The sequence below is a fragment of the Lyngbya confervoides BDU141951 genome, assembly GCF_000817775.3.
Classification (GTDB): Bacteria; Cyanobacteriota; Cyanobacteriia; order Thermosynechococcales; family Thermosynechococcaceae; genus Lyngbya; species Lyngbya confervoides.
In genome coordinates, this window is sequence record NZ_JTHE03000013.1 from 47,351 (window position 1) to 68,023 (window position 20,673).

Genomic DNA, 20,673 nt, shown 5'->3' on the forward strand with positions numbered 1-20,673 from the left:
GCCGCAATCCCTCCTGAATTCCTTCGCCCCATTTGCCCAGGACCCGATGAAAGTTCTCCACGTTATTCCCTCAATTTCTCCCCTGCGCGGGGGACCCACCCAAGCCGTATTAGAAATGGTGCAAACCCTGCGCCAGCGAGGTATTGAGGCCGAAATTGCCACCACCAATGATCACGGCAATGACACCCTATCCCTGCCCCTGCGGCAGCGCTATGACTATCCCCTCCCCTCTGGAGACCCGGTGCCGGTCTATTGCTTTCCCCGCCATGAATCCCCCGTAGCGGCCCTGCGGGAGTTCACCCTTTCCGCATCCCTGACCCGGTTTCTCTTGGAACAGGGAAGAGGCTATGACCTGATTCATAGCCATGCAATTTTCTCCTATCCCTCCGTGGCGGCCATGGCCATCGCGCGACTGCTACACATTCCTTACATTGTGCGGCCCCTGGGAAGCCTCTGCGCCTGGTCCTTGACCCAGCGAGCAGGTCGCAAGCAGCACTACCTTAAGCTCATCAAACCCCTACTCAACCACAGCCACGGCCTTCACTTTACAGCGGAGCAGGAGCGGCAAGAGGCGCGATCGCTAGGGATTCGAGCTCCGGAGTGGGTGATTCCCCTGGGGTTGAAGGTGGCCCCGCCCCAGGCTGAGGCAAGGGAGCAGTTGCGGGCCAGCCTGGGGTTGCCCCCCCAGCAGCCGGTGCTGTTGTTCCTGTCTCGAATCCATCCAAAGAAGGGGTTAGAACCCCTGATTCAGGCCCTGGGAACCCTGAGGGGTCAACCCTGCACCCTGGTCATAGCCGGCAGCGGCGAGGCGGAATACGAAGCCCAGATTCAGTCGCTCGTGGCGGCCCAGGGATTAACTGCCCAGGTGCGTTCCGTGGGCTTTGTGAGCGGGGCACAAAAGCAGCAGCTCCTGCAGGGATCCGATGTCTTTGTGCTGACCTCCCACTCCGAAAATTTTGGAATTGTGGTTCTAGAAGCCCTGGCCGCCGGGACCCCTGTGCTGGTCACGCCAGGGGTGGCCCTGGCGGATCTGGTGCAGCGGCATGACCTGGGCTGGGTTTGCCCGATGCAGGTCCCGGCCATTGCCGCCGCATTGCAAGCCGCGATCGGGTCCCCCGCCCTGCGGCGACAGAAGGGCGATCGCGCCCGGCAGGTGGTGCAGGACCACTATAGCTGGCAATCCGTGGCTGAACAGCTGGAGCGTCATTATCACCTGGCCACCTCCTCCCCGTCCAATCCTATCCCCTCAATGGCTTAGAATCCCATGCTTGATGCAATTACCCCCGTTATTCTGACCTATAACGAAGCGCCAAACCTGAAACGGACCCTGGACCAGCTGGGTTGGGCCAAACAAATTCTGATCATTGACAGCTTTAGCCAGGATGCCACCCTGGAAATCGCCAATCGCTATCCCCAAGTGCGCCTTCTCCAGCGCCAGTTCGATACCCACGCCCGTCAGTGGAACTATGGTTTGGAGCAGGTGGACACCGAGTGGGTTCTATCCCTGGATGCAGACTACGTCCTCAGCGAACCCCTGATCCAGGAGATGGCCCAGCTATCCGAGAAGACGCCCCTCGATGCCTTTGCCATTCCCTTCCACTATTGTGTCTTCGGACGCCCGTTGCGCGGCACTCTGCTGCCTCCACGGGTGGCCCTCTTCCGCAAGGCGGTCTCAACCTACATCGACGATGGCCATACCCAGCTGCTGACGGTGCGGGGCACCACTGGCGCCCTGCAAGCACATATTTTCCACGATGATCGCAAACCTCTCGCACGCTGGGTTTGGGCGCAGCAGCGCTACGTGGATCTAGAGGTGGAAAAGCTACAATCCACGTCCTGGTCTGACCTAAGCTGGGGCGATCGCATCCGGCAGACCCGCGTCCTGGGTCCTTTAGTCATCCTGTTCTATTGCCTGTTTCTCAAGCAAGCGCTCCTAGATGGACGAGCTGGCTGGTACTACACCTTTCAGCGAGTCTTCTTTGAAATCTGGCTCTCCATCAAATTAATTGAAACCGACACGCAAGGCGGGAGCTTGCAAGCTTCCCCGCCAAGACTGGCCTAGAGCGCTGATTACAAACAACCGGCCTGGGAAACCAGGCCAGTTGTGCTTTGATAATCTCTAGATGGCGGGGGAAGTGTTTAGGCTTTCCTTAGATTTGTCTTGACCTACGCCTCGATGAACTTCAGTTAATTTTTCAATGGCCAACGCCGGTATAGTGAAATCCAGCCGCCTCCAGGGTGCTGCGATCGAGGAAGTTGCGGCCATCCACAAGAATAGCGTGGGTCATCAGGGCCGCCAGGCGCGGGTAATTTAAGGTTTGAAACTGCTGCCAATCCGTAACCAGCACTAGGGCATCACAGCCTTCGGCGAGGCGTTCCACATCGGACTCGATGAGCACATTGGCCAGGGTATGGCTTTGACCCGACTGGGACAAAATTGGATCAAAGGCTTTCACCTTCACCCCCAGCATGGTCAGCTTTTCAATCAGCTTGAGGGAAGGAGCATCGCGCATGTCGTCGGTATCGGGCTTAAAGGTTAGCCCCAGCAGGCCAACGGTTTTCCCGTTGAGGATCTTGAGAATTTGCTGCAGCTTTTCAACTACCACAAAATGCTGCTTCTGGTTGACCTCCACCGCCGATCGCAGCAGCGGAGCCTCATAACCATAATCCTCAGCCGTATTCACCAGGGCGGAGACATCCTTGGGAAAACAAGAGCCGCCCCAGCCAATGCCAGCCTGTAAAAATTTATCGCCAATGCGCGAATCTAAACCGATGCCCCTGGCCACCTGCACCACATCGGCCCCCACGCGATCGCAGATGTTTGCCACCTCGTTAATGAAGCTAATTTTAGTGGCCAGAAAAGAGTTGGCGGCATACTTAATCATTTCAGCTGAGGCCAGATCCGTCACCACCACCGGCACCGGGGAAGCCTCGGAGTCATCGCTAAATTCACGCCGAACCAGGGGGTCGTAGAGCTGCTGCATCAGGGCGATCGCCCGATCGGAATTCCCCCCTAACACAATTCGATCGGGATTAAAGGTATCGTACACCGCCGATCCCTCCCGCAGAAACTCCGGGTTGCTCACCACGTCAAATTCCGGCAGTGCTGGAGATCCCGGCTCCGCAATCTTGCCTCCGTCGCTGGCCGGGACCTCAGCCCCCACCGCTGTCAGGGCCGAATGGGTCTTTTTAAGACCATCTAAAATTAAGCGCTCCACCCAATTCCCAGATCCAATGGGCACGGTGGATTTATTCACGATAACCTTGTATCCCCCGTTTAAATGCTCTCCAATCCCTCGGGCTACGGCCTCAACGTAGCGGGTATCGCTTTTGCCGTTGGGAAGCGCTGGGGTGCCCACCGCAATGAACAGAATATCGCCGTGATTGACTCCCGCTTGCAGGTCGGTGGTAAATTCAATGCGCTGCTCAGCAATACATTGCTGCAAAATCTCTGCCAGTCCAGGCTCGTAGATGGGAGATTGACCCGCCTGCATGAGCTTGACCTTGGCTTCGTTGTTGTCCACGCAGATCACCTGATGGCCGATCCGCGCCAGACAGGCACCGGTCACTAATCCAACATACCCCGTTCCAATTACACAGACCTTCACCATTTCCTCTCCCAATTCATAGTAGTTCCAATAAATTTTCCAACTATACCAAAAGGATCCTTTCCACCAAAGGGACCCTCTTACGAAGTCATTAGGACAGCCGGATTGGGTGTGGCCGGTCCGGCAGGCGTGACCCGCGCCTGGAAATCTTGAATGGTCATGCGCAGTCCCTCGGCCAGGGGCACCGTGGGCTGCCAGTGCAGATGATGCTGCGCCCGCTCAATGTTGGGACGCCGACGCTGGGGATCGTCCTGAGGAAGAGGCTTAAAGGAGATTTCGGCCTCCGGATTAATTTGGGCCTGAACCGACTGGGCCAACTCTAAAATCGTGTATTCTTCAGGATTACCCAGGTTCACCGGCCCGATGAAGTCTCCGTTCATCAATCGCATCAGGCCCTCCACGAGGTCAGAGACATAGCAAAAGCTGCGGGTTTGATCCCCGGAACCATAGACCGTCAGCGGGATGCCGCGTAGGGCCTGGGCAATAAAGTTGCTCACCACGCGACCGTCATTTTCCAGCATCCGCGGACCGTAGGTATTAAAGATGCGGGCCACGCGAATATCGACCCCATTCTGACGGTGGTAGTCAAAGGACAGGGTTTCGGCCACGCGCTTGCCTTCGTCGTAGCAGCTTCTGATCCCAATGGGATTCACATTTCCCCAGTAGGTTTCGGTTTGGGGGTGCACCGTGGGGTCGCCGTAAACCTCCGAGGTGGAGGCCAATAAAAATCTTGCCTTAATTCGCTTGGCCAACCCTAACATATTCAAGGTTCCCATCACATTGGTTTTGATGGTTTTGACGGGATTGTACTGATAGTGAATCGGGGAAGCCGGACAGGCCAGATGGTAAATTTGGTCCGCCTCCAGACGGATAGGTTCAGTAATGTCGTGGCGAATCAGTTCAAAGTTAGGAGATCCCCACCAGTGGAGGACGTTTTCTTTGCGCCCCGTAAAAAAGTTATCTAGACACAGAACCTCGTGGCCCTGTTCCATCAGGCGATCGATCAGGTGGGAGCCGATAAATCCAGCTCCCCCGGTTACTAGAATTCTCATAGGTTAATGTCTAATGCTAAGTCTAATGCCACGCGTTGTATTGCCCCATTGGAATCATACTGCATCGGTTTCCAGCGTCAATCTTGGGGCGCCGAGAACCGGGTGGGTGATCCTTGCCGGTTAGCTTAAACCCAACCCTGCAAAGACGTCGTCCGTAGGATTACGGGTTCCCTTGTCAGCTAGCTCGCGATCGCGGGAATTCTAAGGGTGTTGTCTGCGCTAAGTTCTCTGAACAGAGTCTCTCTATGTCTTTGACCTTCAAACAGGCTATCCTCGGGCTTCGCTTGCCTCTCTACGGACCAATTTTTCTCCTTTGCGCCTACTGGCTCTCAAACACCGCTCCCCAACAAGTTCAGGCCAATCCCGCCGCCAACCCGCTTCCCAGCCTGATGCCTAGCGATCCTAGCACCTGGCCGACACCCGATCCTTCTCCCCTGCCAGTGCTCCCGCAGCGCGTTTCCCCGCCCCCCCACCCCGCCAAGGCAGGTCAATCCTCACCGGAATCGGCGCTGCCAGAATCGAGATCTGAGCCCGCTGCGGTGGCCCCCTCGCCCCCGGTGCCACCAGCGGCAGAGGGCAGGATCAAAGACACCATACCGGTGCCCATACCCAGCGGATCGGCCCCGGAGTCTGTCCCAAAGGCCATCTCCCCCCCAGAGGGCACGGTTCCCCCACTGGTGAATCCCTATGCTCCCGATGACTATCGTCTATCGATTGGAGACAGCATCTCCATTTTTATCGCCAATATTCCGGAATTTACCACTGAACATGTGTTGATGAGCGATGGCACCGTCAATCTTCCCGTGGCCGGTCCCATGGCCCTGTGGGGCATGACCCTAAAGGAAGCTGGAGTCGCGGTAAAGCAGCGCTATGTCGAGACGGATATCTTGCGAGATCCAGATGTCACCGTGCAGCTGCTGGCCTCAAGTCCTTTAAAGGTGGCGATCGCCGGTCAAATTAATCGCCCCGGTGCCTACGATATTCCGGTGCTGGATAAAAAGCTCCCTACCCTCACGGACGCCCTAAAAATGGCGGGAGGCATCGCTAGCGAGGCGGATCTGCGCAGCGTTAAAGTCTATCGCCACCATCCGACGGGCGGAAGTCAGGAAATTCAGGTGAACCTCATGGCGCTGTTTCAGGAGGCGGACCTTTCCCAAAATATTTCGCTGCGCAACGGCGATCGAATTGTTCTTCCCCAGGCCACGATCAAGCCTGAGGAGGCCAAACTGCTTGGATCTGCCAACATCTCCCCCGATGAAATGCAGGTGGGCATTCTCGGCGAAGTGCTCCAGCCTGGCTTAATTAAAGCTCCGACCCATACCTCCCTCAATCAGGCCTTACTCCTGGTGGGAGGATTTAATAGCCGCGCTAAAAAGAAAACCGTGGAGTTGCTGCGCACCCACGATGATGGCAGCGTGCTTCGCCAGAAAATCAAGGTGGACTGGTCCCAGCCCGTGGGCGTTGAGGCAAACCCCATTTTGAAGCATCGAGATGTGGTTTTGGTGGGCCGATCGGCGATCGCCCGCTACAGCGATTTTCTAGATCGAATTATTGGACCGATTAATCGCACGGTTCCCTTTCTGGGCATTCTGGATCTAATCCTGCCCTCTTCCGGAAGCAATCGCTAATTCATGGGCGAAATTTACTCTCTCGGCCGAAAATCCTCCTCCGATGATTTTAATCAGTTTACGGAGGCAGATATCGAATTGCTGAGCCAGCCGGAGGACCCGCCCGGCTACTTCAGCCCTGGCAAACTCTGGGGAATGGCTCGCCGCAAACGGGTGCTGGTGATGGGGCTAGCCTTTGGACTGTCGCTGTTCATGGGATTTCGGTCCTATCGGCAGCAAACCTTCTACGAAAGCAGCTTTCAAATCCTGGTGGAGCCCATCACCGAACAGCAGGAACTCTCCGATGAGCTCACCGGCGAAAAGCCTTCCAGCTCCAATCAGGAATACGACTACACCACCCAGCTGGAGGTCCTGATGAGTCCCCAGGTTCTGGAGCCCATTGTGCAGAGGATTGGGATTGAATATCCCGATGTCACCCTCGATCACCTGAGCAATAGCCTCAATATCTATCGCCTGGGCGAAACCAAAGCGATTGAGGTGAAGTACAAAAGTGAAGACCCGGTCAAGGTGAAAGTTGTGCTGGAGGAGGTGGCTGAGGGGTTTTTGAACTACAGCCTGAATGAGCAAAAAGCAAGGCTGGGTCAGGGGATTGAGTTTGTCAATGTCCAGACACCAATCGTTCGCAAGCGGGTCAATGAGATCCAATCTAAAATTCAAAAGCTTCGTCAGGACTTCCAATTTATTGATCCTGAAACCCACGCCGAGGAACTCCAGAGCAAACGGACAGAGCTGGGACAACAGCGCCAGACACTTCAGCGAAACATTGAAGGCCTCAGGTTCCGCTACGACACCCTCAAGGAGGAATTAGAACAGCAGCTTGTCCTCAACGAGTCGCCAGCCTATCAGGAGTTTAAGACTCAGTTTAATGCTCTAGAGCGCCAGATTGCCATTGAGCTCGCTCGCTTTGGAGAAAATAGCCCCACCATTAAAATGCTGCGGCAACAGCAGGCTAATCTAGAGCCCCTGCTTCGGCAGGAAGCCGAGCGTGCGGTTCGCAATCAGATGGCCAACGTGTTCAACGAGATGCAGATCGCCGTCACCGAGGAACAATCCCTGGCAAAATCAGAGCAGCGGATCAACCAGCGCTTTCAGCAAATGCCGGCCATCACGCGCTACTATACCGATTTGCAGCGGGAGCTGAAGGTGGCGAGCGAGAGCCTGGAACGGTTTATCAGCTCTGGCCAGGCCCTGCAAACCCAGGCCGCCCAAAACGAAGTTCCCTGGCAGCTGATTCGTCCCCCCCAGGATGCCGTCGCCCTGCCCAAGGGCAGCTTCGCCAAAGGAGCCGTGAACGGGTTTGTGATGGGCGTCCTTCTCAGTCTGGTCATTGCCTTTTTGTACGAACGCTTTCAAGGTGCTTTTTTCACGGTTTCTGATCTCAGTCAGCGGACCCGCCTGCCCATTCTGGGAACGATTCCCTACCAGCGGCGGCTCAAGGATGCAGGCTACCAGGACCATGTGGTGGACTGGCGACCCATTTTAGAGTTGACGGAAAGCCTGGAAGTCCTGCATGATACCGCCGCCTATGGAGATAGGATTGAACTAAACGATAGTCCCGACTGGGATGAGCTGGAGGATGTGGAGGTCCTGGCCACCCCCGTCCCCAAGGGAACGAGTAACGACTTTTTAGAGTCGTTTCGAACCTTAAATACCTATATTAATCGCGTCAAGTTTCCCCAGGGCCGCTGGGCCTTAACCATTACCGCCGCTGATCGGGGAGAAGGGCGCACCACCATTGCCATTCACCTTGCCCAGGCGGCGGCGGCCATGGGCAAGAAGGTGCTGCTGGTTGATGCCCACCTGCAGGGACACGATCGCGATGCCTCAACTTTTCTGGGGATGGAGGATAAGCCCGGTCTCGGAGATTACCTGATGGGCCACAACAGCCTCAAAACCGTCATTCGTCGCCTGCCCTGGGAGAAAAATCTTTATTTCATTAACTCAGGGACCTTTCCCCCCGATGCCACTCGCGTGCTTGCCTCCCAGAAAATGTACGAGTTTATGGGCAAGGTGCGGGAAACCTTTGATATCGTCATTTACGATACCCCCCCCATGATGGGCCTGGCAGATTTAGCCATTCTCTCTAAATGTACCGACGGAACGTTATTTGTGGTGAAGTTCGCCAAATGGGGCGCCGTCACCAGCCTTCCGGCCTCCCTTGAACAGCTCAAAACTGCGCGAATTCCCGTTGTGGGCCTGGTCGCGAACAGCGTGAAGGATTATTCAATTAAATGGTTCTTGCGATAGGTTAAAGGGCTGTAGGGGATGGTTAAAGACCTCATGGATCTGGGCGTTGAGCGTCTCCCACAGCGGGATGAGTTGATCAGGCGCAGGGAGGGAGGCCCCGTCTGGAGAGGTTGAGCGAACCAGCAGGCGACTCCAAAGACAGCGCTTGTCAAGGGCTTGGTGGGTACCAATCAACCAACGCCCGATCTGGGGCAAATTGAGATCGTGAACCAGGCGATTATTCAGAAACTGCTGCGGGGTTACGGTATTAGGTCCCTGGGGATTCAGGCAGGTGTCCAGCACAATTTTCTCCGGCGTCTGTAGGACCCTGCGATACCATCCTAGCTGGGGATGGTGTTGGACTTGCTCCAAAGGCTGGGACCCCAGGCGATCGCCCTCGTCTAACTCCAGCTTCCGGGACAAAGCCGCTAAATTGGCATCGGTGTTGATTAAATAGCGCACCTGCAGCGTCAGCTGGGTTGAGCCTCGCTGAAAGTGGTACTGCCGCCCCTGGATCACCACATCGTAGTTCTCCTTGGCCTCTACCCGAGGCAACGGCGCCCCTCCTTGGCGACTCCAGGAGGCAAGCCTCAGCGCATCGGGAAGCAGAGCGGAGGAGTGCAAGAGCGCCGGCGCCGGAAAGGTGAGCACGCGCACGGTGGCGGCGAAACAACCCACAGTGAGCAGGGATAGTCCCAGTCTAGAGCGTTTCATAGTGACCGGCTCCCTCGATCAACGGGTCCTCGGATTGATCGCAGCCCTCTGTCTGCCTGAGAAACGTGAAATAGTAAGTCAGCCCCAGGATCATAATCAGAAGGGTAGAGATAATTTCCTGGCCTGGATCACCATGCCAAAATTCAAACAGCTGGGGCTGATCCACAATAAATGCTAGATAGGCGACCCGAGCCACGGTGATCAGATAGGTCACGATCAGGGTAATCCCGCCTACCTTGAGCGTTGGTCCCCCGCCCATGGGCATCAACAGCATCAACAAAAACCAGATTTGCACAAGGGCCATCACAGCAGGATAGGCGGTGCAGCCCAACTCCACATGCACCTGCCCCTGGGGCAATTGAATTTGAATGCCTTGCAGAGCGACGGGCAAGCCAATGTAGTAGAGGACAAAGGCCGCCGCCTGGGCCGTCAACTTTTGCAGCAGCAGCCCCGACCCCTGGTTAAGCCAGACGGTCAGGAGGGTTTTAGGAATCAGAAAAGAGCTGCTAAACAGCAGCTCCAGATAGAACAGCCGCAACCGCCGTCCGGCCCCGAGGAGTCCGATCGCCAGTACCGCCAACCCCGGCATCAGGTTGGTAAAGGAGGAATCAAACCAGTAAAACGAGAAGCTGTGGGTCAACAAACAGGCCACAATCACGCCCGCCAGCAGTTGGGACCACCGATCGCTTCGGGAGTTGCCCCGCTCAGCAAGGGAATCCTGGACAGCACCCAGGCCTCGAATCCGGCGATAGAGAACCAGCCAAAACAGCGCAGCAATGACCAGCTCATCCAGATGAGAACTCATGCGATAGACCAAGGCCAGATGCAAACAGACCAGCCCTACATAGAGCGGAACCAAGCCTGCAGGGGGACGATTGTCCCCATCGAGGGGGTTCGGGGGGCATACACCAGGGCGGGTCATAGGGTACAGGGTGCGGCAATGAAACAGTGGCGTCAGGGGATTGGCGATCGCTGACCTTAGCGAGCATCTCGCTTGATCCAGCCGCCCCGAGATTTACGTCGAGACTGAGTCCGCCTGGCCCAATCCGTACTGCGCCAGAGCAGCAAGTAAAGAACCGCCGAGAGGAGCGCCTGCATAAACAGCTTTGTGGAATTTTTGCGCAGGTTCAAGGTGACATTTTGGCGAGCGGTCGCCGCGCGTTCATCGGCCTGAGCCTTGGCTCGCTCAATATTATCCACAATGCTTTTCTTGGCTTCTGCTGGAGAATTCGGTATGGTCCCTAAGCTCCCCATTTGATCGCGCGCCGGAATTAAATCCTGAATTTGCTCCGGATCCATCTTCGAGAGCTGATCCTGGGTGGCATTGAGCTTACGCTTTTGCAGATTAGTCTCCTCACTAATTTGGGCATTGTTAAACCGATCAATGCGCACATAATCAGTCACAATCAAGGGCAGCAGCAAAAAGAAAAACACACTAATCAGGAGGGTCAACCAGGCCAGAGCCTTGAGAAGCCTCCTTTCAATGGGGGAACGATTGTTGCGTTCTCCCACAAAAATGAGCAGGAAGGCAAGTATGGGTAAAGGAACCAGCTTAACCACATCGCCAATGACTTGATATTCCCAAACCGGATTTAAAAACTGAGGCGGAATAAAGATAAAGATAAAGTCAATGATCCCCATGACCAGCAGGCCATAGCCCAGCTTGCGAGCCAGGGCAATAGACCGCTGACCCAAAAACTTTTCCACCAACTTCGGCAACCCTGTCTCAGATTGCACCGCGGTGGCTTCCTGTACAGCAGTAGTCCCCGGAGGAGACTCTGGAGACACGGAGGCGGGAGCATGGGACTCCAGGAGAAGATCTGCTAACTCCGTTAGTTCATCATCGGATCCCTCGAATCGGACATCGGCATGAGAGTCGTCCAGGTTCACGTCTGAACTGCGGTTGCCCCTGCGGCGACCACGTAAAGCTTCCCTTAAAATCACTGAGGCGTTATCGGGATTGCGTTTAGGAGCTGCGGACATGGAGGTGAGACCCTTATAGTGAGATATCCCAAGGAAATAAGCAACTAGACGTCAAGCAATTTGCTAGCCCTTCTTGACCTAGTTTTCCCATTTGTTACAACGATGCAACATTGCCTGTCCGGCTAGGCAAACTGCTTTTTATGCTGCCGCTTGAGCCAGCATCGATGGGTCAACCAGATCAGGCCAAAGAGCATTAATCCCAGGGCTGACTCTAATTCATAGGGAACCGGGACAGTTTCGCCCGTTTCAAAGTTAAAGCCACTCTCTCCAAAGCGAAAGGAGTGATTGTCGCTTTCAAAGCCCCCACCTTTCGACTGGGAGATTAATATTTTGTTGAACACCCCCGTAGCATCATTGGCATAGAAGTGTAGATACCCATTGCCTTCGCCATTGTGTTGAGTGGCCCGAACCGGGGCAATGGGATTAATATCTTCGTAAACAAAGGAGGCAATCAGCTGATCGTCATTATAAAATGCAAAGTCATTTCCGCTGCTGAGAGCGCCCCAGTTAATGCCAAAGTAGTTGAGGTTTTGACCCAGATTAACGGTCACGGAGTTCCCCTGAAACACCGCCAGGTAGTTCGACTGGTTCACTTCTCCATAGGCTCCCGCTGGTGCCCAGCGATTGGAATAAACCCCCGTTCCCGATCGGGTTGAGAATCCGTTTTGAAAGGTATAGGAAATATCTTCGCTGCCAAAGGTGTAGGTGTTTACACCCACCCGAACCGCCGGTTGGTTAAAGTCGACGGTGACGACATCGTTTCCCGTAAATTCAGAAAAAGCACCCTGGCTGCCATTGGTTCCCTCTGGATTAATCCCACGGGTCACACGAGCCGTGATGGAGTTTTTAGTGGCTTCCCCATAGACGGGAATAGATTGATAGACCCCAGAACTTGTATCTGCCTCCAGTAGACCAAAGGCATGGGCCGGAGCCGTCAAGATTGTTAAACCGGCCAGGGTATAGAGACTCGAGGCGAGGGAAAGGAGTTTTAAGCGGGATTTCATGGGGATCTCGGAGCCTCTCGTAGGGGCCAGACTTCACTAGTAGATGGAGGGGGGAATACGTGGCATTCGCTGGAGATGCCAGCCTGTGAAGATACCAGCATAGAAGCAAAGCGCGTCGGACTCCCTCCGTGAGAATAACTATTTTTTTGCAGAGAAAATTATGCCAATGCTCTCGCCATCTCACCAGGAAAGTTGCCCCGTTCCGTGGCGCATGGGGATAGAATTAGGTCCACAATAATGCTGCCTAACGCAATGACAGACGCCGATGAGATTAGATCACTATACGACGGGTACAGACTATAGCTGCGGTGCGTCTTGGCTGACGCAGGTTCTCTGGTTCTTCGGGGGCAGCGTGTTGGTTCAAACCCATTGGATCCCGTTTTCTGCCTTCAAAGTGTGGGTTCTGCGCCGGTTCGGCGCTCGTATTGGTCGCGGGGTCAGAATTAAACCCGGCGTACAGGTCAAATTTCCCTGGCGACTGCAGGTGGGCGACTACAGCTGGTTAGGAGAGAACTGCTGGCTAGATTCCAACGACAATATCGCCATTGGTGAGCATGTTTGCATCTCCCAGGGTGTTTATCTGTGTACGGGAAACCATGACTGGAGCGATCCGAACTTTGCCCTGCGCTGTGCGCCCATTACCATTGGGCGCAGCAGTTGGATTGGCGCTCAAGCTCGGGTTGGCCCTGGGGTCACGGTGGGGGAAGGGGCCGTGCTGACCCTCGGGGGTGTGGCAACCCGCTCCCTGAATCCCCACACCATCTATGCCGGTAACCCAGCAGTGCCCATTAAAACCCGCAAAATCACCGCCTCCCCACCCAAGCCAGAAGGCTCGCTCGCTCCCTAGCCTCGTCCCCAAGTCCCCAATCTGTGTGAGATTACGGTGCGGTGCGGGGCCAAATTGCCCTGGCTGCCCCTGAGTGCATCCTTGGCTGTCCATGGGTCAGCCCTGCCAGCGGTCCCTCCCTCAGGGGACGGGAAAACTCAAGGTTTTAGGCGAAGTCTCCGGGTATTTCTACTGAGGCCTCGCCCTGGACCGGCAAGTTGATGTCCAGGGTAGATCCGTGTTATCAACATTTTCGAAAAAAATTTACTTTGAGAAAATAATTTTATTCATACAGCTCTCACTGTTCTTTAAAAAGACGACCCGGATCTAGGGACAGAACAAACCACAGGCCCTTAAATTGGCTGACCACGGTTCTCCTGATCATGCCAGAATCCCCATAATATTCGCGCAATGTAGACCTCACGCTTATGACTAACGTAACTTACGCTCCTTCTGCAGAATATGATGACAGCGCACATCTTTATACAGATGTGAATGATTCTAGTCAAAGCTCTTTAAGGCTATCGGACAGCTCCGTTTGGATGGTTGACGGCAGTATTCTGGAAGGGCAAACCCAAAGTTCCGAGGATCCTCTGTTTACGGTTCCCAACCTGATTACCGATCCCAATCAACAGGTGGTCGTTCCCGTGGATAATACGGCCTACGAAGAGCCAGCCATTACCTTTTCCACCCTTGCGGCTCTTGGGGATGAAACCTTTGACACCTCAACGCCAGAAAATACAGCTGTAGAAACGGCTGTGTATACGGGAAATGTACAGCTTGCCTCAGACCCATCGGCTTCAACCTTAGAAATTAATGGCAGCAGCGTCAATGGCACAACCGTTGAAACGGCCTTTGGCAGCAGCAGTGGCGACGGTTCCGGGTCGGGTGGAGAATCTCTGACTTCACTCCCCAGCGGAGAGGGCGGCGGAGATCAGACCCCCACCGGGGAGGCGGCCACCCTGGGAGAATCCGCCTCCGGCGACCTGGGAACCCCTACAGCCGACTCCACGCCAGTGCCCTTTTCCTTTACCCAAACCCTGGGTCTGGCGGTGTTATTGGTCTGTCTGGTTGGGCATAAAGCGATCAAGCGTTTTTCCCATCGACTGGGGTGGATGAATTAAGAAAGTTTGTCCCCCTGCCCTGGTTGCCCTGAGGCGCCGCTAGAATCGAGCTATTGAATCCCTCCGAACGTGACTATCGAGATTTCCATGAGCAGCCGTCCGCGCCACCGCTTTCGTCGAGGTCGTCGCCAAGGGGCAAAATGGCTGGCGATCGCGACGCTTGGCACCCTAGGCACCCTGGCGAGCGTGATTCCGATTCGCCTGGCGATCGCCGCCCGGCAAGCTCCCCGCCCCCAGGCTATTTTGACCCTCGGAGGAGGCACAGGCCGGGAATATACCTCAGCCGTGCTGTCGCGGAGCTATCCTCACCTTGACGTATGGGTTTCCAGCGGCAGTTTGCCCGATGATGCCACGGCTATTTTCACCACCGTCGGCGCCTCCACCCATCGGCTTAACCTGGACTATAGCGCCACCGACACCGTCACCAACTTTACGACAATCTTGCCCCAACTCAAGCGCCGTCGCATTCAGCATGTTTATTTAGTCACCTCGGACTACCACATGCGGCGTGCCCAAACCATTGCCACGATTATTTTGGGCAGCCACGGCATTACCTTCACGCCAGTTCCGGTGACAACCCAACAACCCGATGAATCCCTAAATCGGGTAATTCGGGATGCAGGACGGTCGATTTTTTGGGTGTTTACGGGCAAGAGTGGATATCAGCTCAAGTCCGAAAGCTGTGAAGGGAAAAATCGTCTGGAGGCCATTGTGGAGCTTCTAGTGGAAGAGGGGATTCAATGCCAGGCCCTTTAGCAGGGGCGGACCGCAAGCCAAACCGGGGAATCATGCCGCCAGGGATCGGCCATTTCTGGATCTGAGAGGAGAACAGGGACATGTCTATGCAACTTAGCGTGCGCTTCTATGCAAATTTGCCTGAGTCTCAGTATGAGAGTAACTTACTGTCGCACTGTTACGATCTTTTCGAGGAGGTGAAAGATTTATTAGGGGTACAAAATATTTTGGCAGTGCCGTTCACAATTCATGAAGAAGAACTGTACGAGCAGATTGAAGCAGATCTGGGGGGTGAGCCCGAGGAAGAAACAGATGCAGAGGGCTTCGATACATTTGAGGAGACTCTAGAAACGGAACTCTCTGTTCGGGGAGAATTCTTTTCTCTCTCAGACCTACGCAGCTCGGTTTTGGCGTATCGCGAGTACTTTCAGCTCCAGTCTGATGAAACCTTTGATCTGGGGTACAATCGCAGCACCTGTGGAAAGCTTATTGCAGAGGACCTGGGTTCCCTTCAGCAAGAACTAGAACGGTTACCCGAGGGGAAAGCCCGACTCGTGATAGGTTAAGCGGACGGGCCCGTGATAGTGGATATTCTTGCAGACATCATCGGTGAGCTAGTCCTCTACAGACTGAACTCATCAAAGCGGACACAGCTTCTGTTTCGCCGAATCTTTGGGCTATTGGGAAGTGGCTTGGGCCTCTTCGGTGCTGTCCAGGTGGGAAGCGCGTCCACCCTGACTGATAACCGGCTGTCGCAGATTAGCATGGTGGGCCTAATGCTTTCCCTGGCGTCCTTTTCCCTGTTTAATCTGGGCCTTGCTAAGCCGTGGCGGTGGCCACGGCGGGCGTTCGTTGCCAACCTTGTGACCCTGTTCCTTGCCAGAATTCTGCTTGGGCCATAATCCGTGACCGGTTCTCAGGCCAGCGCCTGCCGCTGAGAGAAGGAGGTGTTGGGGATTACGAAGGTCTGGAGCGAACGTCTCTCTCCATTGAGGTAGTGGGTTGCTCGACGAATCCGATTTTTCTCAAATAGGCGAGTCATCTGTCCTGGCTCCAATCTGGGAGGAGCGTCAAAGCGACCGGCTAGATCCTGCGGCGATCGCGGCGGATCCATCAGCCCCCCGCTGGAAAAGCGCCGATTGAAGGCGCACAGTGGAGGGAAGGAGCTAAAGCGCGAGCAGGTACCGAAGGCGAAGGAATCAGTCATTGTTTTCTCCTGAGTGAGTGATCCGTTCCAATCCGTTAAGGCCTTTCCAGAAGCAGGATGCGAATTGGCTGGCCACCGCGGGCCTAAACGAGTGAATCATGAATGTTTGATCAATATCCTCCCACGGAACCATGAAGTCTTTGGATCCGGATCCAAGGCTGTAAAATTTCTTGATGCACTTGGATCTGACCATAACGAAAGAGAGTCAAGAATTCGACAAGAGCGCCGTGTTTTCAATCCAAGCGCAAGGAGAGGGAAGGGTAAATCAGATCCCGCTTAGGTTAGGGCCCCGATCACTCGCAACACCCGATCGACCTCCTCAGGCGTGTTGTAAATTCCAGGGGTCAACCGCGCATAGGACACCTCGTAGGGTGTGGTGCTGGCAATTATCTTGTGCGCTTGAAGTTTGAGAACCACCTGAGATGGATCCATTCCCGCCAGGTCAAAACAGACGATCGCTGCCGATAACCTCTGATCAATGGGGGTATACAGCGTCACATGCTTCATTCTGGCCAGCCCCTGCTTGATCTGCTGACTCAGCTCGTGCAGCCGCTGGGACACGCGCGTTTTTCCCATCTGGCGATGGAAGGCAAACGCCTCCGCCATCGCCCACTGATGCTCAAAGGACTTAAACCCCCCCGGTGTCATCCAGCCTCCCCAGCCAGCCCCGCGGGTAAAGGTGGGGATGGTCGGGGTCACCGCAGCCTGCGATCGCGGATTGCCCCAGAGGATTCCGGTGCCGCGGGGGGCAAAGATCCACTTATGGGTACCGGCAACGAAAAAGTCGCAGTCAAGGTCACTCAGGGACTCTGGTTCCACGCCTAATCCATGCACCCCATCCACAAACAGGAGGGCGCGATCCGCCTCATCGCGATGGGCATTGAGGTCAGCCAAACGGCGGGCAATCCGGGCCACGGGCACCTTGAGCCCCGTATTGGAATGCACCCAGGTGGCTGTCACGAATCGGGTTTTTGGCCCCACAGCCGCCATCAGGGTCTCCACCATTTCATCCTCGGAAACCGTATGAATATCTTGGTATAGCGGAATTTTAACCACCTTGGCCCCCGTGCGCAGAGCTTTGTACTCCAGAGCGGTGTGGGTTGAATAATAGTCAAATTCAGTGGTGAGCATCTCCTGATCGGGTCGGATGCGCAGCCCATTGATCACCAGGGCAGTGCCCATGGTGGTGCTGTCCGTGAGGGCAAGATCATGGGGCTCAACCCCCAGGTATTGCGACGCCTGGCGCCGAACTTCCAGGACCCGTTGGGGGCGATTTTGATACAGGTAATGGGTGGGGTTGTGGTCGAGGCCGTTTCGATGGCTGGCGATCGCCTCCTGCACGCTGACCGGATGCGCGGCTAGCAGCAGTCCAGCCATGTGGATATAGTTGGGATCGAGATTAAACTGGGCGCGAACGATTTCCCAGGCGTCCAAGTCAGCCGGGCGCGATGGCGGCGTTTTCTTCGAGGCCTGAGCTGGTTGAGCCGCGCCCACCATGCCGCTAGCCGCGGTTCCAAGCGCTGCCGTCATAAGAAAATTTCGCCGTGTCCAAGTCATCATCCGGGCCTCGTTTTAGCCTAAACCCTCCGCTCTAGACAAAAACAGAGGCAGAACTCCATAGAATGCCTCCATACGATACAGGGTCGAGCATCTGGAAGATCCGATCTAAGCGCAGCCCCCACCCAGGGGCAGGGCAAATCCCTCGTGGCTCTGGGGCTCTGGAAACCCCAAATGTTAAGGATCTGCAGAATGTCTAGAAGGTTAATAGACCTGCGGTACAAAATACTGCTCATTGCGGGGAGGACGCCGGTAATTTTTAGGTGCGCTTCGGCGCGGGGGGAGTTCCAGGGGGTCAGGGGTCATGTCCACATAGGGAATCTTGCTGAGAATATGCTGGATACAGTTCAGGCGAGCCCGCTTTTTGTCATCGGCCTCTACGGTGAACCAGGGGGCCTCTGGAATATTGGTATGGGCGAACATGACGTCCTTGGCTTGGGAATATTCTACCCAGCGATCGCGGGATTCTAAATCCATGGGGCTAAGCTTCCAGCGACGCGCTGGATCCGTGGTGCGAGCCTGGAACCGTCGCTCCTGCTCCTCATCGCTGACAGAGAACCAATATTTGAGGAGGATCACTCCCGACCTGACCAACATCCGCTCAAACTCTGGACAGGTATGCATGAACTCCTGATATTGTTCCTCCGTGCAAAAACCCATCACATGTTCCACCCCAGCCCGGTTGTACCAACTGCGATCAAAACAGACGATCTCCCCTGCCGAGGGCAGATGAGCGACGTAGCGCTGAAAATACCATTGAGTCTTTTCGTGGTCGCTGGGCGTGCCCAGGGCAACCACCCGGCACCCACGAGGGTTGAGGGGGTCAGTGATGCGCTTGATGGTTCCCCCTTTACCAGCAGCATCGCGTCCCTCAAAGAGAATAACAATGCGCGTCCCAGTATGCTTAACCCAATACTGCATTTTCACCAATTCCACCTGGATACGCGCCAGCTCTTTTTCATATAGCTTTTTGGAAAGCTTAGAACTCCCCTCTGATTCTGAAATATAGTGAAATACAGGCCGTTCTAAATCCTCCGGTTTGGATTTTTGGGGCTTGTCTTTTTTATGAGACTTCTTCTTGCTTTTAGGCTTGTCTTTGTGCTTTTTCTTGTTTTTGTGACCCTTGCCCTTTGTGTCATGATTCTCTGGCGCATTTTCCCGCTCTGCAAGCAGAAAATGATTTGAAAGATCAGGGGTTGCCTGATCATTATGGATGGATTCATTGGTCATGGGGGTAACTCCACTCTTCAATGCATGGTTCCAACGCGGACTGTTCTCACGCAGGAGGTTTAGACCTTTATACCCCCTCCTGATTCTCTTGGTTGATTGTCATTAACTTTTAGACCCGGTTCCCTTGACCATTGCGGCAGCCGTTCCAGATCATGCCTGATCGCCATCGCCCCCAGCCTCTCAGAGGCGGTTTGACATCTCTCTCCAAACTCTGCATTCGTCCCCCGGCCCCCAATGCTGCGGGGTTCCGAAGGTCAAAGCCCCTCCAACTTGAGGGAGGGCAGGGGAGGCGATGGGATCTGCGAGAATGGACCTGTAGGGGGAGAGAAACCTTAATATACCTTCATTATCGAAGCCCAGCATTATCAAACATTATTTCATTTCAATGAGGCGGGCGTGGATCGATTATAGGATTGAAGTGAGAAAAGACCCCAACTACAAAGACATAGAGTTTTCGTCTCTTCTTGAGGTGGGGTGGCAGAGAGCTATGCCTTGACGGTGATAACTGAAACTGCATTCATTCCAGGGTATTATTCATTTCCACATCAGACATTCCGTCGATCTGTCGTTCTCTCCGTCGTTCTCTGTCCTGGCGAGGAGTTACTGACCTGTTATGGGAAAGGTTCTATTCCCCTCTGCCTCTAATTCAGTGATTAACTGATCAGTAGAGAAAGATCAGTGGAGAAAAAATAGTGGAGAAAGATCAGTGGAGAAAAAATCATGAATACGTTCCTTCGAAAGCCTCAAGCTGAGTTTCAGCTGGGGGATGTTTGGGATCCGTTTTGTGAATGGATTACCAGTACGCAAAATCGCTTTTACCTAGGGTGGTTTGGCGTTTTAATGATCCCCACCTTGGCGGTAGCCACCCTTGTGTTTATGCTGGCCTTCATCGCGGCTCCCGCCGTTGATATGGAGGGAATCCGTGAACCAATCATGGGATCAATCCTGCAAGGAAACAACCTCCTTACCGCCGCTGTGATTCCCACCTCTGCGGCCATCGGCCTGCATTTCTATCCCCTATGGGAGGCCGCATCCATGAGCGAGTGGCTCTATAACGGTGGCCCGTACCAAATGATTATTTTGCACTTTATGGTGGGGATTCTGGCCTACCTGGGGCGTCAGTGGGAAATGAGCTACCGGCTGGGCATGCGTCCCTGGATTGCGATCGCATTTTCTGCCCCCGTGGCCGCAGCCCTCTCCGTATTGCTGGTGTATCCCATCGGCCAAGGGAGCTTCTCGGAAGGATTACCCCTGGGCATTTCAGGCACCTTTCACTTTATGTTTACCCTGCAAGCCAACCACAATGTGCTGATGCATCCGCTTCATATGTTAGGGGTGGTGGGCATTTTAGGCGGGGCCCTCCTCAGTGCTGTGCATGGGTCCCTGGTAACCTCTAGCTTAATTCGAGAAACCACGGAACTAGAATCAGCGAACGTTGGATACCATTTTGGACAGCAAGAAGCAACCTACAACCTGTTAGCCGGTCATGCGGGCTACTTAGGCCGTCTCCTCTTACCCACCCTTTCCTTCCGAAATAGCCGGGTTGTCCACTTTCTAATGGTGGCGCTACCCACGATTGGAATTTGGGGCGCGGCAGCGGGGATTGGCGTGATGTCCTTTAACTTGAATGGATTTAACTTTAACCATTCAGTTGTGGATAGCCGCGGAGCGGTGATTCCGACCCATGCCGATATCCTTAACCGTGCCAATCTTGGCTTCCAGGTAATGCACGCCCCCAATACACATCATTTTCCAGAACTGCTGTAAAGCATGACGGCC

18 protein-coding genes are annotated in these 20,673 nt (G+C 54.7%); 9 read left to right on the forward strand and 9 right to left on the reverse strand.

Annotated features, from left to right (window positions below):
- Window positions 1-46 precede the first annotated feature (46 nt).
- Both QQ91_RS01960 and QQ91_RS01965 read left to right on the forward strand, forming a co-directional pair.
- A complete protein-coding gene (locus QQ91_RS01960) occupies window positions 47-1,258 on the forward strand; it encodes a glycosyltransferase (protein ID WP_166279330.1) in 1,212 nt (403 codons plus the stop codon).
- A 6-nt stretch (window positions 1,259-1,264) separates the two neighbouring features.
- Complete coding sequence (locus tag QQ91_RS01965) at window positions 1,265-2,062, forward strand: glycosyltransferase family 2 protein (protein ID WP_166279333.1); 798 nt, start codon at window positions 1,265-1,267, stop codon at window positions 2,060-2,062.
- A 133-nt stretch (window positions 2,063-2,195) separates the two neighbouring features.
- On the opposite strand, the gene QQ91_RS01970 is transcribed toward QQ91_RS01965, so the two are convergent.
- Both QQ91_RS01970 and QQ91_RS01975 read right to left on the reverse strand, forming a co-directional pair.
- Window positions 2,196-3,608 (reverse strand): UDP-glucose dehydrogenase family protein, encoded by a 1,413-nt coding sequence (locus tag QQ91_RS01970; RefSeq protein ID WP_166279423.1) that lies wholly within the window; start codon window positions 3,606-3,608, stop codon window positions 2,196-2,198.
- Between the two features lie 80 nt (window positions 3,609-3,688).
- Window positions 3,689-4,660: a UDP-glucuronic acid decarboxylase family protein gene (locus tag QQ91_RS01975; protein WP_166279336.1), complete on the reverse strand. Its 972-nt coding sequence runs from the start codon at window positions 4,658-4,660 to the stop codon at window positions 3,689-3,691.
- 245 nt (window positions 4,661-4,905) lie between these two features.
- Here QQ91_RS01975 and QQ91_RS01980 point away from each other — a divergent pair, with 245 nt between their 5' ends.
- Window positions 4,906-6,288 carry an SLBB domain-containing protein gene (locus tag QQ91_RS01980; RefSeq protein WP_166279339.1) on the forward strand — a complete coding sequence of 461 codons (1,383 nt, stop codon included), beginning with the start codon at window positions 4,906-4,908 and terminating at the stop codon, window positions 6,286-6,288.
- Window positions 6,289-6,291: 3 nt separating this feature from the next.
- The gene (locus tag QQ91_RS01985) at window positions 6,292-8,535 is read left to right on the forward strand and encodes a polysaccharide biosynthesis tyrosine autokinase (protein WP_166279342.1); all 2,244 of its coding nucleotides are present in this window, start codon (window positions 6,292-6,294) and stop codon (window positions 8,533-8,535) included.
- Here QQ91_RS01985 and QQ91_RS01990 read toward each other — a convergent pair.
- From QQ91_RS01990 to QQ91_RS02005, 4 genes are all read right to left on the reverse strand, one after another.
- A complete protein-coding gene (locus tag QQ91_RS01990; protein WP_166279345.1) occupies window positions 8,512-9,228 on the reverse strand; it encodes a hypothetical protein in 717 nt (238 codons plus the stop codon). The two genes, QQ91_RS01985 and QQ91_RS01990, sit on opposite strands and share 24 nt — an antisense overlap.
- Window positions 9,215-10,150 carry an exosortase/archaeosortase family protein gene (locus QQ91_RS01995; RefSeq protein ID WP_166279348.1) on the reverse strand — a complete coding sequence of 312 codons (936 nt, stop codon included), beginning with the start codon at window positions 10,148-10,150 and terminating at the stop codon, window positions 9,215-9,217. The genes QQ91_RS01990 and QQ91_RS01995 overlap by 14 nt, the downstream gene beginning before the upstream one ends.
- Window positions 10,151-10,206: 56 nt before the next feature.
- A complete protein-coding gene (gene hpsJ-A / locus QQ91_RS02000) occupies window positions 10,207-11,211 on the reverse strand; it encodes an HpsJ-like protein, cyanoexosortase A-associated (protein ID WP_166279351.1) in 1,005 nt (334 codons plus the stop codon).
- A 122-nt stretch (window positions 11,212-11,333) separates the two neighbouring features.
- Window positions 11,334-12,215 carry a PFE-CTERM domain-containing protein gene (locus QQ91_RS02005; RefSeq protein ID WP_166279354.1) on the reverse strand — a complete coding sequence of 294 codons (882 nt, stop codon included), beginning with the start codon at window positions 12,213-12,215 and terminating at the stop codon, window positions 11,334-11,336.
- Between the two features lie 265 nt (window positions 12,216-12,480).
- Between QQ91_RS02005 and QQ91_RS02010 the strand changes: the two genes are divergently transcribed.
- From QQ91_RS02010 to QQ91_RS02025, 4 genes are all read left to right on the forward strand, one after another.
- Window positions 12,481-13,062 (forward strand): WcaF family extracellular polysaccharide biosynthesis acetyltransferase, encoded by a 582-nt coding sequence (locus tag QQ91_RS02010; protein ID WP_166279357.1) that lies wholly within the window; start codon window positions 12,481-12,483, stop codon window positions 13,060-13,062.
- 470 nt (window positions 13,063-13,532) lie between these two features.
- Entirely contained in the window at window positions 13,533-14,165 is a 633-nt protein-coding gene (locus QQ91_RS02015) for a hypothetical protein (protein WP_201277278.1), read from the forward strand.
- Window positions 14,166-14,234: 69 nt separating this feature from the next.
- Window positions 14,235-14,921: a YdcF family protein gene (locus tag QQ91_RS02020; protein ID WP_250833233.1), complete on the forward strand. Its 687-nt coding sequence runs from the start codon at window positions 14,235-14,237 to the stop codon at window positions 14,919-14,921.
- A gap of 80 nt (window positions 14,922-15,001) precedes the next feature.
- Window positions 15,002-15,466, forward strand: coding sequence for a hypothetical protein (locus tag QQ91_RS02025; protein ID WP_166279366.1), 465 nt, complete (start codon window positions 15,002-15,004; stop codon window positions 15,464-15,466).
- Between the two features lie 350 nt (window positions 15,467-15,816).
- On the opposite strand, the gene QQ91_RS02030 is transcribed toward QQ91_RS02025, so the two are convergent.
- The 3 genes from QQ91_RS02030 to ppk2 all read right to left on the reverse strand — a co-directional run bounded on the left by QQ91_RS02030 (window position 15,817) and on the right by ppk2 (window position 18,894).
- Window positions 15,817-16,107: a hypothetical protein gene (locus QQ91_RS02030; protein WP_166279369.1), complete on the reverse strand. Its 291-nt coding sequence runs from the start codon at window positions 16,105-16,107 to the stop codon at window positions 15,817-15,819.
- Window positions 16,108-16,383: 276 nt separating this feature from the next.
- Window positions 16,384-17,637, reverse strand: coding sequence for an aminotransferase class V-fold PLP-dependent enzyme (locus QQ91_RS02035; RefSeq protein ID WP_236096037.1), 1,254 nt, complete (start codon window positions 17,635-17,637; stop codon window positions 16,384-16,386).
- 231 nt (window positions 17,638-17,868) lie between these two features.
- Window positions 17,869-18,894, reverse strand: coding sequence for a polyphosphate kinase 2 (ppk2, locus tag QQ91_RS02040; protein ID WP_166279372.1), 1,026 nt, complete (start codon window positions 18,892-18,894; stop codon window positions 17,869-17,871).
- Window positions 18,895-19,614: 720 nt separating this feature from the next.
- On the opposite strand from ppk2, the gene psbA reads away from it, so the two are divergent.
- Window positions 19,615-20,661 (forward strand): photosystem II reaction center subunit D1, encoded by a 1,047-nt coding sequence (gene psbA, locus QQ91_RS02045; protein ID WP_166279375.1) that lies wholly within the window; start codon window positions 19,615-19,617, stop codon window positions 20,659-20,661.
- The last annotated feature ends 12 nt before the right edge of the window (window positions 20,662-20,673 follow it).